The sequence below is a fragment of the Microbacterium sp. SORGH_AS_0888 genome, assembly GCF_030818905.1.
Classification (GTDB): Bacteria; Actinomycetota; Actinomycetes; order Actinomycetales; family Microbacteriaceae; genus Microbacterium.
This window is the reverse complement of sequence record NZ_JAUTAZ010000001.1, coordinates 1,629,398-1,646,214: the sequence shown is the minus strand read 5'-3', so window position 1 is coordinate 1,646,214 and position 16,817 is coordinate 1,629,398. Positions and strand designations below refer to the sequence as shown.

The 16,817-nt window shown below is 71.9% G+C and carries 12 protein-coding genes; 6 read left to right on the top strand and 6 right to left on the bottom strand.

Annotated elements, in window-relative coordinates:
• The first annotated feature begins 73 nt into the window (after positions 1-73).
• The 3 genes from QE381_RS08030 to QE381_RS08020 all read left to right on the top strand — a co-directional run bounded on the left by QE381_RS08030 (position 74) and on the right by QE381_RS08020 (position 4,275).
• Positions 74-1,330, top strand: coding sequence for an ROK family protein (locus QE381_RS08030; RefSeq protein WP_307217081.1), 1,257 nt, complete (start codon positions 74-76; stop codon positions 1,328-1,330).
• A gap of 85 nt (positions 1,331-1,415) precedes the next feature.
• Positions 1,416-2,768, top strand: a complete 1,353-nt coding sequence (locus QE381_RS08025) for an MFS transporter (protein WP_307217079.1) — start codon at positions 1,416-1,418, stop codon at positions 2,766-2,768.
• A 19-nt stretch (positions 2,769-2,787) separates the two neighbouring features.
• A complete protein-coding gene (locus QE381_RS08020; protein ID WP_307217077.1) occupies positions 2,788-4,275 on the top strand; it encodes a carboxylesterase/lipase family protein in 1,488 nt (495 codons plus the stop codon).
• A 56-nt stretch (positions 4,276-4,331) separates the two neighbouring features.
• On the opposite strand, the gene QE381_RS08015 is transcribed toward QE381_RS08020, so the two are convergent.
• The 3 genes from QE381_RS08015 to rhaI form a co-directional block, all read right to left on the bottom strand.
• Entirely contained in the window at positions 4,332-5,759 is a 1,428-nt protein-coding gene (locus tag QE381_RS08015; RefSeq protein WP_307217075.1) for a rhamnulokinase family protein, read from the bottom strand.
• 154 nt (positions 5,760-5,913) lie between these two features.
• Positions 5,914-7,950 carry a bifunctional aldolase/short-chain dehydrogenase gene (locus tag QE381_RS08010; RefSeq protein ID WP_307217073.1) on the bottom strand — a complete coding sequence of 679 codons (2,037 nt, stop codon included), beginning with the start codon at positions 7,948-7,950 and terminating at the stop codon, positions 5,914-5,916.
• A 59-nt stretch (positions 7,951-8,009) separates the two neighbouring features.
• Positions 8,010-9,176, bottom strand: coding sequence for an L-rhamnose isomerase (gene rhaI, locus QE381_RS08005; protein ID WP_307217071.1), 1,167 nt, complete (start codon positions 9,174-9,176; stop codon positions 8,010-8,012).
• Between the two features lie 244 nt (positions 9,177-9,420).
• On the opposite strand from rhaI, the gene QE381_RS08000 reads away from it, so the two are divergent.
• From QE381_RS08000 to QE381_RS07990, 3 genes are read left to right on the top strand one after another with little or no spacing between them, the layout of a single operon-like run.
• Positions 9,421-10,707: an MFS transporter gene (locus tag QE381_RS08000; RefSeq protein ID WP_307217069.1), complete on the top strand. Its 1,287-nt coding sequence runs from the start codon at positions 9,421-9,423 to the stop codon at positions 10,705-10,707.
• Positions 10,708-10,742: 35 nt separating this feature from the next.
• A complete protein-coding gene (locus QE381_RS07995; RefSeq protein ID WP_307217068.1) occupies positions 10,743-13,016 on the top strand; it encodes an alpha-L-rhamnosidase in 2,274 nt (757 codons plus the stop codon).
• Between the two features lie 40 nt (positions 13,017-13,056).
• Complete coding sequence (locus tag QE381_RS07990; RefSeq protein WP_307217066.1) at positions 13,057-14,061, top strand: LacI family DNA-binding transcriptional regulator; 1,005 nt, start codon at positions 13,057-13,059, stop codon at positions 14,059-14,061.
• Between the two features lie 16 nt (positions 14,062-14,077).
• Here QE381_RS07990 and QE381_RS07985 read toward each other — a convergent pair whose 3' ends face one another.
• Genes QE381_RS07985 through QE381_RS07975 form a run of 3 tightly spaced genes read right to left on the bottom strand, consistent with a single transcriptional unit; the run spans position 14,078 to position 16,775 of the window.
• A complete protein-coding gene (locus QE381_RS07985) occupies positions 14,078-14,914 on the bottom strand; it encodes an LLM class F420-dependent oxidoreductase (RefSeq protein ID WP_307217064.1) in 837 nt (278 codons plus the stop codon).
• A gap of 47 nt (positions 14,915-14,961) precedes the next feature.
• Positions 14,962-16,326, bottom strand: a complete 1,365-nt coding sequence (locus QE381_RS07980; RefSeq protein WP_373426924.1) for an MFS transporter — start codon at positions 16,324-16,326, stop codon at positions 14,962-14,964.
• Positions 16,323-16,775, bottom strand: coding sequence for a MarR family transcriptional regulator (locus QE381_RS07975; protein ID WP_307217062.1), 453 nt, complete (start codon positions 16,773-16,775; stop codon positions 16,323-16,325). Before QE381_RS07975 ends, QE381_RS07980 begins: the two co-directional genes overlap by 4 nt.
• Positions 16,776-16,817: the final 42 nt, after the last annotated feature.

The following is a 16,817-nucleotide window of genomic DNA, read 5'->3' as shown; positions in this document are numbered from 1 at the left end:
CCGTGATCGGCCGCCGAGCCCGCCGGGGCCGAGGGCGTGCGCGCGATCGTGCCGGGCACGGCAGAATCGGGGGATGCGCGCATCACCGGGCGAAGGGCGATCGGTGGCCGATGTCCGCTCGCACAACGTGGGGCTCGTCCTCACGCGCGTCGATCGCGCCGGCGCGATCGCCCGCACGGGCCTCGCCGCCGCGACCGGCCTCGCGCCGGGCGCCATCACGCTCCTCGTCGGGGAGCTGATGGATGCCGGGATGCTGCGGGAGATCGACGATCCGGTCCGGGAGTCCGGCCCCGGGCGTCCGCGCCGGGCGCTCGCGGTCGCGGGCGAGCGGATCGGCGTCGTCGGCGTGCGCTTCGTGCTCGACGAGGTGTTCGTCTCCGCGGTCGACCTCGCAGGACGAGACCTCGTGCGGGAACGGGCGGCGCTTCACACCCCGCCGGGCGACCCCGAGGCGGTCGCGGACCAGCTCGCCGCGGTCGTCGCCCGCGTGCGCCGCGTGCTCGACGAGGCGGGTGTGACGCCGGTGCGTCTCGTGGTCGTCGCCCCGGCCCCCGTGCTGCAGCCGGGAGAGATCATCCCCGTGGCGATCGACCTCGGGTGGCGGGACGTGGATCTCGCGGCGCTCCTGCGCGAGCGCATCCCGCCGCTGCCGCTCGGGCTGCGAGTCATGAACGACGCGAACGCCGCCGCCTATGCCGAGTTCGCCGAGCTCGAGGCCGCGTCCTCGGGGGAGAAGACGCCGGTGACGGATGTCGTCTACCTCAAGTCGGACACCGGCATCGGCGGAGGCGCGGTCTCCGGCGGGCAGCTGCTCACGGGCGTCAACGGCGTGGCGTTCGAGCCGGGTCACGTCATCGTCCTCCCCGACGGCGTGCCGTGCCCGTGCGGCCGACGGGGCTGTCTGGTCACGGTCGCCGGCCCGGACGTCGTCGTCGAGCGTGCCGGGCTCGGCGCGTTCCGCTCCGCGCACGGGCTGCCGGCCGCGCTGGCCGAGCTCGTCCGCCGCGAGCGGGCGGGGGATGTGGCGGCCGTCGCCGCGGTGTCGGACGCGCTGCGGTGGATCGAGATCGTGCTGGCGAACTGCGTCGCGATCCTGCAGCCGCAGGTCGTGGTGGTGGGCGGGTATCTGTCGGGTTACGCCGACCGGCTGCGGAGCACGCCGGTGGATCCGGACGCGGCGCCGGGCATTCCGTCGGCGCCCGTGCGCGGTGCGGTCCACGGCGACGACGCAGAGGTCGACGGCGCCGTGCTCCGCGAGCGGCGAGACCTGCTGTCCCATCCCTGGCGGGTCCGCGACGCGCTGCGCGAGGGGGAGGCCGCATCCATTTAATTCAAGTCTTGAACTAAAAGCCGGTTCCGCCTACTCTGATGCCGACGGCGTCGCCGACGACGCCGTCGGAGCTCGAGGAGGGGCCATGCCACAGGACGATGAGCAGATCGTCGCGGCCGTGATCGCCGACGCGGCGCCAGGACCCCGCGCACGAGCGCGCACGGGCCCGGTGCCCGGAGAAGGGATCGACCCCGCGACCCTCACCAGCACGGTGCCCGTCGCGGGTGCCGCGCGTCACCGCCTCGTCGTCTCGATGCTCGTGGCGAACTTCTTCCTGTTCGCGACCTATGCGGGCGTCATCGCGATCCTCCTGCCGCAGCAGCTCGCCATGCTCGATGAGGCCAACAAGATCGCCAACCTCGCGATCGTCACCGGCACCTCGTCGCTGTTCACCCTCTTCGCGCAGCCCATCGTCGGCGCCTTCTCCGACCGGACGCGGTCCCGGCTCGGCCGCCGGTCGCCCTGGCTGCTGCTGGGCGGCCTCGGCGGCGGCGTGCTCACGATCGTGCTGCAGTTTGCGCCCGGGGTCTTCTGGATCACGGTCGTGTGGGTCACCGCCCAGATGCTGCTCAACGCGTTCCAGGGGCCGCTGTCCGCGATCATCGCCGACCGGATCCCGCGCGACGGCCGGGCCACCGCATCCGCGTTCGCCGGCGCAGGGACCGCGATCGGCGGAACGATCGGCGTCGTCGTGGCCGGTCAGCTGCTCGCTCAGCTCGGTGTCGCCTATGCCCTGCTGGGAGCCGGCGTCATCGTGGTGACGCTCCTGTTCGTGCTCGTCAATCGGGACCGCGACTCGCGCGCGCTCCCGATCGGCCCCTTCCGCTGGGGTCCCTTCCTCCGCAGCTTCTGGGTCAGCCCCCGCCGGCACCCCGACTACGCGTGGGCCTTCGCCGGCCGCTTCGTCATGGTGCTCGGGTACCAGGGCGTCCAGGCGTACCAGTTCTACATCCTGACCGACCACCTGCACCTCACCCCGATCGACGCCGGCGGAGTGGCGGGCATGCTCTCGCTCGTCTCCATGGTCACGCTCGTGATCGGCACGCTCGTCTTCGGGCGGCTCAGCGACCGGCTCCAACGCCGGAAGGTCTTCGTCTTCACCGCGAGCATCGTCATCGCCCTGGGCGTCGCCATCCCGCTGTTCGTGCCGACCGTCCCCGCCATGGTCGTGTACTCCCTCATCGTCGGGATCGGCTACGGCGCGTACTCCGCGGTGGATGTCGCCCTCATGGTCGACGTCCTGCCCTCGCAGGGCGACGCCGGCAAGGACCTCGGCGTCCTCAACGTCGCCACCAACATCCCCCAGGCGCTCACGCCCGTCGTGGCCGCGACGCTGCTGAGCCTCTCGGGCGGGAACTACGCCGCCATCTTCGGCTTCGCCGCCCTGATGGTGCTCCTGTCCTCGGTGCTGGTGTTCCCCATCCGCTCGGTCCGCTGACCCCCTGCCCGGGAGAGACATGTCATCCACACGCATCGACACCCTCGTCCGGATCGAGACCGGCCTCGTCCGCGGTCTCGACCGGGGCGACCACGCGGCCTTCCTCGGCGTGCCGTACGCGGCGCCGCCCGTCGGCGAGCTGCGGTTCCGCGCTCCCGCGCCCGTCACGGGCTGGGACGGCGTCCGCGACGCCACGGCGTACGGTCCCACCCCGCAGCGCCGGCCGTTCGGCGACGTCACGACGATCCCGGAGCCCTCGATCCCCGGCGACGACACGCTGAGCGTGAACGTCTTCACCCCCGCCGCAGGTGAGGAGGATGCGGCCCTGCCGGTCTTCGTGTGGGTCCACGGCGGGGGCTACTTCGCCGGCTCCGCCGCGAGCCCGTGGTACGACGGCGCCGCCTTCGCGCGGCAGGGGATCGTGACCGTGACCCTGTCGTACCGGCTCGGGTTCGACGGGTTCGGCTGGATCGAGGACGCCCCGCTCAACCGTGGTGTGCGCGACCAGATCGCCGCCCTCGAGTGGGTCCAGCGCAACATCCGCGCGTTCGGGGGCGATCCCGCTCGCGTGACGGTCGCGGGGCAGTCCGCAGGAGGGGGAAGCGTGCTGACACTGCTGACCTCGCCGGCGGCCCGCGGCCTCTTCCGCGCGGTCGTGTCGCACTCCGGCGCACCGGGGCACCTCACCGAGCCGGTCGCGGCGGAGATCGGTCGACGGTTCGCCGCGGACCGCGGCATCCCGCCCACGGTCGCGGGCTGGCGATCGCTCGGCGAGGACGAGATCCTCGACCACGAACGCCGCTTCAACCACGCCCCCGGCGGCCTCGTCCCCGGGCGTGCGCCCGCGGAGGCGCTCTCCGGGATCGGTGCCGACCCGCTCGCCTCCGGCCTGGGCTTCGCGCCCCTGGTCGACGGCGAGGTGGTCGTCGCGGTCGCGGACGCGCTGGCACGGGGGGAGGCGGCCGACATCCCGTTGCTGCTCGGGGCGACCCGCAACGAGTTCGCGTTCCCCACGCCGGTGACGGCCCCCGAGATCGCGGAAGCGCTCCGCGACGCCGGAGTGGCGGATGCGGATGCCGCCGGCTTCTTCGCCGAGATCGGGCGGGTGGGCGATCGGTACGCCGGCAGCCAGCTCGCCGTGCTCTCGATGTTCCGTGCTCCCGCCGTGCATCTCGCGCGTCGGCGCGCGTCGAGCGCGGGCGTGCGCACCTGGCTCTACGACTTCGCGTATCGCTCGCCCCTCGACGGCCTGTCGGCGCACTGCTACGACCTGCCGTTCGCCTGGGGGCTGCCCGACGCAGAGGGCGTCTCGCGCGTGCTCGGCGAGCCGCCGCATCCGCTCGTCACGCGGATGCACGCCGAGTGGGCGGCGTTCATCCGCACGGCGGAGGCGTCGTGGGCTCCGGTCGCCGAGGCGCGCGCCGGCGCGCTCGTGTTCGACGCGGCGTCGGCGTACGCGTCCGAGGCGTATCGGTTCGAGCACGCGGTCCTCGACGCGCTGACCTGAGCGGTTCCGGGCGCGACCCGGGGCCGTGTCCTGCGCTGCGACCGCGGGCGTGGCGCCTAGCGGCTCGCGGGCTCGTGGCGGCGGAGCCGCTGCGTGCGGGCGACGAGGTCTCGCAGCGACTCCAGCGAGCCCGTCACGAGGCCCGCGGCGCGCCCCTGCACGAGCACGTTGCCGAGCGCGGTCGCCTCGACGGGGCCGGCGACGACGGGCAGCCCGGCGCGATCCGCCGTGCGCTGGCACAGCAGCTCGTTGAGCGCGCCCCCGCCGACGATGTGGATCGTCCGCACGTCGACGCGTCCGACACGCGCCGTCAGGCGCACCGCGTCCGCGAAGGCCTGTGCGAGCGACTCCACGATCGCGCGGACGTAGGCGGCACGACCGCGCGGGCGCGCCAGATCGTGCTCGGCGCACCAGAGGTCGATCCGCCCGACCATGTCGCCCGGTGGCAGGAACCGTGCATCGTTCACGTCGAACACGGGCACGGAGGTCGCCGGCACAGCGGCCGCCTCGGACAGCAGCGAGGAGAGATCGGGCGCGGGCGACGACTCGCGCTCCCAGCCGCGCAGCGTCTCGCTGAGGATCCACAGCCCCATGACGTTGTGGAGGAGGCGGGTCCGCCCGTCGACCCCGCCCTCGTTCGTCACGTTCGCGGCCTGCGCCTCGGGGGTGAGGACGGGGTGCTCGACCTCGACGCCGACCAGACCCCACGTGCCGCAGGAGATGTAGGCCGCGGCTCCGGCGCGCATCGGCACGGCCGCGACCGCCGACGCCGTGTCGTGCGAGCCGACGGCGACGACCGGCGTCCCGGCGGGCGCTCCGAGGGACTCCGCGATCTCGGCGCGCAGCGCTCCGAGCGGATCGCCGGGCGCGATGAGAGGCGTCAGCACGTCGCGGTTCAGTCCCAGCGCCGACACGATCTCGTCGTCCCACTCCCGCCCCCCGGCGCGCAGCATCCCCGTCGTCGAGGCGTTCGTGAGCTCCGTGCGTGCGACGCCGGTGAGCCAGAAGCCGATCAGGTCGGGGATCAGAAGCAGGTGGTCCGCGAGCTCGAGGAGCTCCGCCGGCTCGGCCGCGAGCTGGTAGAGCGTCGTGAAGGGCAGGAACTGCAGGCCGTTGCGGGCGAACAGCTCGGCGTGCGTCATCCGCTCGTGCGTGCGTGCGACGCCCGCGGACGTCCGCGCGTCGCGGTAGTGGAAGGGTTCGCCCAGCACGCGCCCTCCGCGCAGCAGCGCGTAGTCGACGGCCCAGCTGTCGACCCCGACGCTGCGGATCCCGGGCTCGGCGCGGAAGGCCTCGCGCAGCCCGGCGGTGGCTGCCGCGTAGAGTCCGAGCAGGTTCCAGTGGAGGCCGTCGGATGTCGCGACCGGCTCGTTCGCGAACCGCGCCACGTGGGTCGTCTCGAGCGTGTCCGCGCCCACGTGCCCGAGGATCACGCGCCCGCTCGTCGCGCCCAGGTCGACCGCCGCGACCGTGCCCGTGCTCACCCTCGGGCCCCCGTCGCGCCCCCGCGCGGCCGTCCGCCGCGATGGCGCCTTCGTTCCGCGGCGGCGCCCGGGATCCGAGGAGGCATCGCCGAAGGGCGGCGCCGATCCGTCGGAGGGAACGCGTGTCGTGTCGACGGGGGCAGGGGGTGCGCGGTCATCGGAGGAACGCGGCGGCGACGCCGGAGTCGACGGGGATGTGGAGCCCGGTCGTGCGGCTGAGCTCGGGGCCGGTGAGCACGTAGACGGCGTCGGCGACGTTCTCCGGCACGACCTCGCGCTTGAGGATCGTGCGGTTGGCGTAGAACTGGCCGAGGTCCTCCTCGTCGACGCCGTAGGTCGCGGCGCGGTTCGCGCCCCAGCCCGAGGCGAAGATGCCGGAGCCGCGCACGACGCCGTCGGGATTGATGCCGTTCACGCGCACGCCGTGCTCGCCGAGCTCCACGGCCAGCAGACGCACCTGGTGCGCCTGGTCGGCCTTGGTCGCCGAGTATGCGATGTTGTCGGGGCCTGCGAAGACGGAGTTCTTCGACGAGATGTAGACGACGTCTCCGCCCATGCCCTGGTCGATGAGAGCCCTGGCGGCGGCCTTCGACACGAGGAACGAGCCCTTCGCCATCACGTCGTGCTGCAGATCCCAGTCCTTCTCGGTCGTCTCCAGCAGGGGCTTGGAGAGGGAGAGCCCGGCGTTGTTGACGACGAGGTCGATGCCGCCGAAGGCGAGCACGGTGGCGTCGATCGCGGCCTGCACGCCCTCGGCATCCGCCACGTTCGCCGCGACCCCGATCGCGACGTCGGCCGAGCCGAGCTCTGCGGCCACGGCCTGCGCCTTCTCGAGATCGAGGTCGGCGACCACGACGCACGCGCCCTCGGCCGCGAGCCGGGTCGCGATCGCTTTGCCGATCCCGGACGCGGCCCCGGTCACGAAGGCGACGCGGCCCTGGTGCGTCTTCGGCTTCGGCAGGCGCTGGAGCTTGGCCTCTTCGAGCGCCCAGTACTCGATGCGGAACTTCTCCGCATCCGAGATCGGTGCGTACGTCGACAGGGCCTCGGCGCCGCGCATGACGTTGATGGCGTTGACGTAGAACTCGCCTGCGACGCGGGCGGTCTGCTTGTTCGCGCCGTAGGAGAACATGCCCACCCCGGGCACCAGGACGATCAGCGGGTCGGCGCCGCGCATCGCCGGCGACGAGGCGTCGGCGTGCGTGTCGTAGTAGGCGGCGTAGTCCGCCCGGTAGGCCTCGTGCAGCTCGCGAAGCCGCGCGAGGGATGTCTCGACCGAGGCATCCGCGGGAACGTCGAGCAGCATCGGCTTGACCTTCGTGCGCAGGAAGTGGTCCGGACAGCTCGTGCCGAGCTGGGCGAGCGCGGGGGCCTTCTGCGAGGCGAGGAACTCCAGCACCACGTCGGAGTCGGTGAAGTGCCCCACCATCGGTGTGTCGGTCGAGGCGAGGCCGCGGATCGTCGGGGCCAGAGCGGCCGCCTTCGCACGGCGCTGCGTCGCCGGCAGGGCCTCGAACCCCGGCCGCTCGCCGCCGAACGGCTCCGCCTGCCCGTGGGCGTCGATGTACGCCTGAGCCGTGTCGATGATCCACCGCGAGTTCGTCTCCGCCGCCTCGGACGACTCGCCCCACGCGGTGATGCCGTGCCCGCCCAGGATGCAGCCCACAGCATCCGGATTCGCCTCCTTGACCGCCGCGATGTCCAGGCCCAGCTGGAAGCCGGGGCGCCGCCACGGCACCCACACGACCTTCCCCCCGAAGATCCGATCGGTCAGGGCCTCGCCGTCGGCGGCGGTCGCGATCGCGATCCCCGCATCGGGGTGGAGGTGGTCGACGTGCGCCGCGTCGACGAGCCCGTGCATCGCGGTGTCGATCGAGGGTGCGGCCCCGCCCCTCCCGTGCAGGCAGTAGTCGAACGCGGCCACCATCTCGTCCTCCCGGTCGACGCCGGGGTAGACCTCGACGAGCGCCCGCACGCGGTCCAGGCGCAGCACCGCGAGCCCCTGCTCGGTGAGGGTTCCGAGGTCTCCGCCCGACCCCTTCACCCACAGCAGCTCGACCGGCTTCCCGGTCACGGGGTCGATCGCCGTGCCCTTTGCCGACGTGTTCCCTCCGGCGTAGTTGGTGTTGCGGGGGTCGGAGCCCAGGCGGTTGCTCCGGGCGATGAGCGCGGCAGGGGTGGATTCGGTCATGACGGGGATGCTTTCTGCTGGAGGTCGCGGGGCGACTCGAGGAGGGGGAAGAGGGGGCGTCAGGCGCCCCAGCCGGCTTGCGTGCCCGAGGCGCGCTCCGCCTCGATGCGCTCCTGATACCCCGAGGCGAGGTACGCGGCCATCGGGTCGGCCGGGAGGCCGCGGGTCTCGCGCCACTCGGCCAGCGCCGGACGCACGTCGGTCTGGAACGCATCCATGAAGATCGCGTTCGCGGCCAGCACGTCGTTCGCCGACTGCGCCTCGGCCAGCGCAACACGATCGAGCAGCAGCGCTCGCGCCGTCGCCTCCTGCACGTTCAGCACGGAACGGATCTGCCCCGGCACCTTGGCCTCGATGTTGTGGCACTGGTCGAGCATGAAGGCGACGTCGGGGTTGTTGAGTCCGCCGCCGCGGATGACCTCGACCAGGATGCGGAACAGCTGGAAGGGATCGGCGGCGCCCACGATGAGGTCGTCGTCGGCATAGAAGCGGGAGTTGAAGTCGAACGAGCCGAGCCTGCCCAGGCGGAGCAGCTGCATGACGATGAACTCGATGTTGGTGCCCGGTGCGTGGTGCCCGGTGTCGAGGCAGACCATGGCCTTCTCGCCGAGGGCCGCCACCTGCACATAGGACGTGCCCCAGTCCGGAACGTCCGTGTGGTAGAACGCCGGCTCGAAGAACTTGTACTCGAGCACGAGGCGCTGGTGCCCACCCAGGCGTGCGTAGATCTCCGCGAGTGAGTCGTGCAGGCGGTCCTGCCGGGCGCGCATGTCGTTCTGCCCGGGGTAGTTCGAGCCCTCGGCGAGCCAGATCTTCAGGTCGCGCGAGCCCGTCGCATCCATGATGTCGATGCAGGCGAGGTGGTGATCGACGGCCTTCCGGCGGATCGCCGGGTCCTCGTGCGTGAGGGCGCCGAACTTGTAGTCCTCGTCCTGGAAGGTGTTGGAGTTGACCGTGCCGAGCTCCACGCCGAGATCCTCGGCGTGCCGACGGAGCGCGGCGACGTCGTCGACGAGGTCCCAGGGGATGTGCAGCGCCACCCGAGGGGCGAGACCGGTCAGCCGATGCACCTGCGCCGCATCGGCGATCTTCTCGAACGGGTCCCGGGCGGTTCCGGGCGTCGGGAAGACACGGAACCGGGTGCCCGAGTTGCCGAACGCCCACGACGGCAGCTCGATCGCCTGGGTCTCCAGGGTGGTGAGGATGTCGGGGGAGAGGGTCGTCATCGTCTCTGCTCTCTGTCGCGGCGACGCGCCGAGAGACGCTCGCTGCATGAATCGATTCAATAATGCCGCTAGCCACGCTAGAGCCCGTCGTGCTCCTGGTCAAGCTCACCTGGTGGCTGCAGCAGAGCGGTGGAGGTGCCATATTGTGAATCGATTCAAAGCTTGGTACCGTGCTCGACGGCACAGTCCCATGCCGCGAGGCCGCGTCCGGCCCCGCATCGTTCGTTCAAAGGAGAACCGCCCCATGGCCATCACGACCTCCCACTACAGGCAGGCCAACTCCTGGTGGGTGGGGATCGTCTGCGGTATGGCGTCCTACATCGACTCCGCGACGATCGTCGCCACGGGCATCGCCCTGGTGATCTACCAGTACACTCTCGGGATCACCGAGACCGAGATCGGGATCATGAGCGGCGCGCTCACCCTGTGCATCGCGATCGGGGCGATCTTCGGCGGCCGGCTCAGCGACAGGTTCGGGCGTCGTTCGGTGTTCCTGGCGACCATGCTCCTGGTCATCGTCGGGTCCGCGCTCCTCGTGTTCGGGGCGACCTTCCCGCTGCTCCTGGCGGGCGTGATCCTCGCGGGTCTCGGAACCGGCGCGGATCTCCCCGTCTCCCTGTCGACGATCTCGGAGGCGGCGACCGACAAGAACCGTGGCGCGATCATCGGCCTGTCCAACATCTTGTGGACGGTCGGCATCCTGAGCGCGGTGGTCATCGCCTCACTGTTCGGCGACGCCGGGCGCCTCGGGGGCCAACTGCTGTTCGGCCAGGTCGGCGTCGTCGCGATCATCGTGTTCTTCTGCCGGCTCACGATCCCCGAGTCCGCGCGCTGGCGCGCGGCACAGGCCGAGCGGAAGCAGGGGATCGAGACGATCCGCGCCGACCGGACGCGCATCCGCGATCTCGTGAAGGCTCCTTACCTCGCACCCTTCGTCGCGCTGCTGGTGTTCTACGCGCTGACCAACACCGCCGCGAACACGGGCGGCCAGTTCGGCACGTACCTCGCCGTCAACGTCGCGGGGATCTCGGTGTCCACCAACTCGACGATCGGGCTGCTGACGTTCCCCGTCGGCATCCTGGCCGGGCTCTGGTTCATGAAGATCGTCGGCGGCCGCCACCGTATGACGTACTTCGTCGTCGGCGGGGTGGCGCTGCTCATCGGCTACCTGGTGCCGGCCGTGTTCGGGTTCAGCCTCCCGACCATCGTCATCATGACCGTCGCGGGCTCGTTCGGCGGTGCGTTCGCCTTCGAAGGCATCATGAAGGTGTGGACGCAGGAATCGTTTCCGACGCTGCTGCGCTCCACGGCGCAGGGGACGATCATCGCGGTCGCCCGCGTGGTCGCGGCGCTGCTCGCCTTCGGGACGCCCGCGCTCATCGCTGTGAGCCCTCGGGGCCTGTACTTCGCGCTGTCGGCGCTCGTCGCCATCGGCCTGCTCGTCGGCTGGATCGTCTTCCGCCGTCGCACCGGCGACCAGTTCGACGAGGAGAAGCGGCTGGACCCCGAGGCCGCCGTCCCGTCCGTCTGATCCGACCCCCGCACTGCTCCAGAAAGGTCTTCCCCGTGCCGACGATCGCAGACGTCCCCGCTGCCGCAGCTCTGGCAGACGCCGCCTTCATCTCCGCCGCCGCGCCGCGCGGCGTCGCACCGCGCTTCACGTGTGACATCGTGCTCCGAGGAGCGCGTGCCGACGTCGTCTCCGCCGTCCTCGCCGCTACCGCGCACGGGGTCTACGAGGCCCGAATCGACGGCCGGCCGGTGTCGGACTCCGTGCTGGACCCCGGGTGGAGCGCCTACGAGTGGCGCCTCGACGTCGACCGCCACGACGTCACCGAGCTCGTGCGCTCCGGCAGCGGAGACCTGCGGATCGACCTGCTCCTCGGCAATGGGTGGTACCGGGGGGATCTCGGCTTCGAGGGGGCCGACGCCAACTACGGCGAGGAGATCTCGGTCTGCGCCGCGCTGGAGATCCTCTTCGCCGACGGGACGACGCAGCGGGTCGCGACCTCTCGCGACTGGTCGGCATCGGCGTCCGAGACGACTCGCAACTCGCTGTACGACGGGCAGACGATCGATGCCCGGCTCCGCGGCGCGGCCCTCCAGCCGCTCGCGGTGCACGAGGTCGTGGTCGACCGCGACACGCTCGTCGTGCCGAGCGGGCCGCCCATCACGCGGCACGAGGTGCTGCATCCGACGGCCGTGTGGACCTCGCCGTCGGGACGGACCCTCGTCGACTTCGGGCAGAACCTCGTCGGCTGGGTGCGGTTCACCGTACAGGGCCCGGCGGGCACCGAGATCACGATCCGCCACGCCGAGGTGCTCGAGCACGATGAGCTGGGCACCCGCCCGCTGCGCGCCGCGAAGGCGACCGACGCCTTCATCCTCTCGGGCGCGCAGGACGCGTTCGAGCCGACCCTCACGTTCCACGGCTTCCGCTACATCGAGGTCGAGGGGTGGCCGGGCGAGCTCACGACGTCCGATCTCGAGGCGGTCGTCGTGCACTCCGAGATGCGGCGCACGGGGTGGTTCGAGTGCTCGGAGCCGCTCGTGAACCAGCTGGTCCACAACACCGTGTGGGGCCAGAAGGGCAACTTCCTGAGCGTGCCCACCGACTGCCCGCAGCGGGATGAGCGTCTCGGATGGACGGGCGACATCGCGGCGTTCGCCGCGTCGGCGTCGTTCGCGTTCGACACCGCGGACTTCCTCGACGACTGGCTGCGCGACCTGCACGCGGAGACCGCGAACGGCCCGAAGGCGGTCGTGCCGATCATCGTGCCGGACGTGCTCAAGTACGCGCACTTCGGCGACGACTTCGCCTTCCCCGATCTCGGTCCGACCGCGATCTGGGGCGACGCAGCCGTGTGGGTGCCCCAAGCGCTGTGGCACGCGTACGGCGATCGTGACCGGCTCGCCGCGCACTACCCCGCGATGGTCCTCCACCTCGAATCCGTCGAGCGCGTGCTCTCGCCCTCCGGTCTCTGGGACGAGGGGTTCCAGTTCGCCGACTGGCTCGACCCCGATGCTCCGCCGCAGGACGCGGCCGCAGCCAAGGCCGACCCGCACGTGGTGGCGACGGCCTCGCTGTTCCGCTCGGCGTCGTTCGCCGCCGTGGCCGCGGGAATCCTCGGGCTCGACTCCGACGCCGAGCGGTGGACCCTGCTCGCGGACCGCACGCGCGCCGCGTTCGTAGAGCACTACGTCCAGGCGGACGGGCGTATCCGCTCCGACTGTTCGACGGTGTACGCGCTGGCGATCTGCTTCGGGCTGCTCGACGACGACGGCCGTCGATCGGCGGGGGACCGGCTCGCTGAGCTCGTGCGCGCCTCCGGCTTCCGGGTGACCACGGGATTCGCGGGCACGCCCTTCGTGACGTGGGCGCTGTCGGACACCGGCCACGTCGCGGAGGCGTATGGCCTGCTGCTGGAGCGGGGGTGCCCGTCGTGGCTGTACCCCGTGACGATGGGTGCGACGACGATCTGGGAACGCTGGGACTCCATGCTGCCCGACGGCACGATCAACACGGGCGAGATGACGAGCTTCAACCATTACGCGCTCGGCGCGGTCGCTGACTGGATCTATCAGGTCGTGGGCGGGATCCGGCCCGCGGACCCGGGCTACGCCCGGGTGCGGATCGAGCCCGTGCCGGGGCCGGGGATCGACTGGGCGCGCACCAGGTTCGAAGCTCCGGCGGGGGCGATCGAGACGTCGTGGCGAACGACCGGGGACGTGTTCGACCTCGAGGTGCGGCTCCCCGACGGGCTGCCGGCGCGCATCGTGCTGCCGGACGGCGCGGTCCACGAGGTGACCGGAGGCGAGCACGCCTACCGCGTCGGCTGAACGGGCGGTGCTCTAGGCTCGCTGCGGAGGTGAGCGAGCGATGGCGGTGAGCGTGCGGGACGTGGCGAACGCCGCCGGCGTCTCCGTGGGCACCGTCTCGAACGTGCTCAACCGCCCCGACCGGGTGGCGCCCGCCACGGTCGCGCGCGTGCTCGCCGCCATCGACGAGCTCGGCTTCGTCCGCAACGATGCCGCACGTCAGCTACGCGTCGGGCGCAGTCGTTCGATCGGTCTGGTCGTGCTCGACCTGCGCAACCCGTTCTTCACCGAGGTCGCGCGAGGAGCGGAGGAGCGCGCGGCCGAGCTCGGGATGACGGTGCTCGTCGCCAACAGCGACGAGCGCAGCGACCGAGAGGCGATGAACCTCGACATGTTCGAGGAGCAGCGCGTGTTCGGCGTGCTCGTGACGCCGGTGGCCGACGTCCTCTCGCGGGTGCAGCGGTTGCGCCAGCACGGCACGCCGGCGGTCCTGGTCGATCGCGCGGCGAAGGAGCCGGGGTTCGCCTCCGTGGCCGTGGACGACGTGGCAGGCGGCCGCCTCGCCGCGGAGCACCTGCTGGAAGCGGGGCGCCGTCGCATCGCCTTCGTCGGCGGACCGGTGGCCCTGCGTCAGGTCGGCGACCGCCTCGAGGGCGCCCAGCGTGCGGTCGCAGCGGTTCCGGGGGCGACGCTGGAGTTCGTGGGCACAGGTGCGCTCACGGTGGCGGAGGGACGGGCGGCGGCCGCCCGCATCCTGGAGCGTCCCCCGGGGTCCCGACCGGATGCCGTGTTCGCCGCCAACGACCTGCTCGCGCTCGGCGTCCTGCAGTCGCTCGTCATGACGGGCACGACGCGGGTGCCCGAGGAGATCGCGCTTATCGGCTACGACGACATCGACTTCGCGTCCGCTGCGGTGGTCCCCCTCAGCTCCGTCCGTCAGCCCGCCTCGCTGATCGGCGCGACGGCGGTCGACCTGCTCGTCGAGGTCGCCGAGGGTCGGGTGCCGCAGCAGGAGCAGGTGCTCTTCCAGCCCGAGCTCGTCGTGCGCGCCTCGACGTCCGGCTGAGCCGGACCGCCGATCCTCACCGCAGCGCGAGGGCCTCCGAGAGCGCCGTCAGCGCGCGGTCGACATCGTCCAGCGGGAGCACCTGCACGCAGACGTGATCGGCGCCGGCCTCGAGGTGCGCCCGCACCGCGCGGGCCAGGGCGGCCGCGTCCCCGTGGGCGATGATCGCGTCCACCAGCGCGTCGCTGCCCTCGCCCGCGACGTCGGCGTCGCCGAAGCCGGCTCGGCGCATGTTGCCCACGTAGTTGGACAGCCCCAGATAGCGGCGCATGAACGGGCGGACCGTCGCCCGCACGCGCTCCCGGTCCTCGTCGAGCACGATCGTCTGCTCCGGGGCCACGAGCGCATCGGGTCCGAGGGCCTCCCGCGCCTCGCGGGTCTGCGCCGGCACGGTGAGATACGGATGCGTCCCGGCACTGCGCTCGGCCGCGAGCTGCAGCATCCGTGGCCCGAGCGCGGAGAGCACCCGAGCCTCGGCCGGCACGCCGCGGTCGTCGAGCACGTCCAGGAAGGCCGCCATCGCCTCCAGCGGCTTGGCGCGCTCGGCCGTCGCCTCGCGGTGGCCGGAGCCGACCCCGAGCAGCAGCCGCCCGGGATGCCGCGCCTCGATGCGGTGGAACGAGTCGGCGAGCTCGGCCGCATCCTCGTTCCAGATGTTGACGATGCCGGTCGCCACCCGCAGGCGGCCGGTCGCGTCGAGCACCTCCTCGGCACGCGTCAGATCGGCCCCGGGCGAGCCGCCGAGCCAGAGCGCGCCGTATCCGAGGTCCTCGATCCGCGCACCCAGCGCGGCATCGACGAGGTCGTTCGACCGCCACACGCCGACCGTGCCGAGTCGTTCGCTCCAGGTCATCGTCGCTTCCTCTCCGGCCGGCCGTCGGAGCCGGTGCCTGCTCGGACTCAACCGCGCGCGCGTCCGGGATGTTCCGCGGCCGTCTCGGCGCGCACCTCGGCCACTGCGTCGGCCAGCTCGCTCTCGGTCACGAGGTCGTCCCCCGGGACGACCGGCATCGGGCGGGTCTGGTCCATCGTCAGGCCGAAACGTCGCGTGCGGTCCCGGTGCAGCCGCCCGCTCGCCAGCATCCAGCCCAGTCCGATGGCGCAGGCGATCAGTCCCGCCGCCGAGCCGACCTCGATCGCGCGCCGGGGGCCGAACGTGTCGGCGACCCATCCCACGATGGGCGCGCCGATGGGCGTGGCGCCCATGAGCACCGCCATGTACAGCGCCATCACCCGCCCTCGGAGGGCCGGCGCGGTCGTGGTCTGCACGTACCCGTTCGCCGTCGTGAGGATCGTCACGGTGCTGAAGCCCACGAACACGAGCATCACCGCGTACAGCCCGTAGGCGGGCATGAGCGAGGAGACGAGCGAGACCAGCCCGAACGCGCCGGTCGCGATGACGACGACCCGCATCCGTGCCCGGTCGCGACGTGCCGCCATGAGCGCCCCCGCGAGCGAGCCGATCGCGAGGACCGAGCTCAGCAGGCCGTAGCCGTCGGCGGCCTGCCCGAACTCCAGGGCCATGGTCGAGGCGAAGATGGGGAAGTTCATGCCGAACGCGCCGATGAGGAAGACCATCAGGAACGTCACGCGCAGGTCGGGTCGGCCGAGGACGTAGCGGAAGCCGTCCGCGATGCGCCCGCGTGTGCCCGAGCGCGGCCGGGGCACGAGCTCGCCGACGTGCATGGCGGCGAGGGCCAGGAGCATCGCGAGGAACGTCAGCGCGTTGACGAGGAACACCCAGCCGGTGCCGATCAGCACGATGAGCACGCCGCCGACGGCCGGGCCGATCAGACGGGCCATGTTGAAGGACGCCGAGTTCAGGGCGATCGCGTTGGACGCGTTCTCGGTCGAGACCACATCCGACACGAACGCCTGTCTCGCCGGGGCGTCGAAGGCGTTCACGACGCCGAGCGCCAGGGCGAAGCACCACATGAGCGGAAGCGTCATCGCGCCCGAGAGCAGCAGGACGCCGGCGCCCACCGCGAGGGCGAGCAGCGAGGACTGGGTGACCATGAGCAGCCGACGGCGATCGAACCGGTCGGCGACCCACCCGGTGATGCTCACCAGGAGCAGCGGAGGTCCGAACTGCAGCGCCATCGTGACGCCCATCGCGGCCGCGTCGTTGTCGGTCAGCTCGGTGAGCACGACCCAGTCCTGCGCGGTCGACTGCATCCAGCCGCCGATGTTGGACACGAGCGCCCCGAGGAACCAGACGCGGTAGTTGTAGAGCGAGAGCGAGCGGAACATGCGCAGACGGGTCATCGGTCGGCGACCCGTCGGAGCAGGGGGACCGCGGCCATGAGCGTCGCGCGCTCGTCGTCGCTCAGATCGTCCAGTGCGCCCTCGAGCCAGGCGTCGCGACGTCGCTGCGTCTCTTCGACGAGCAGGCGTCCGACATCCGTGATCGTGACGTTGACCTTGCGGCGGTCGGTCTCATCGGGGGAGCGGGCGACGAACCCGGACTCCTCGAGGCAGTTGACGGTGCGGTTCATGCTCGGCGCGCTGACCCGCTCGAGCTCCGCGAGCTCACCGGGGGTGTGTGGGCCGTGGCGGCGGAGGAGGGCCAGCACGGCGAACTGCGCGTCGCTCATGTCGTCGAGACCGCGCTGGAGGCGCAGGCGTCGCGCGAGCCGGAAGGTCGCCATCCGCAGCGCGACCGCATCCGTCGCCTCGTCGCCCAGCACCATCCGCCCGCCCTTCGTTCCATTCATTAGCCTAGCTCATTAGCCTCCCTAATGACCGCGAGACCAGTC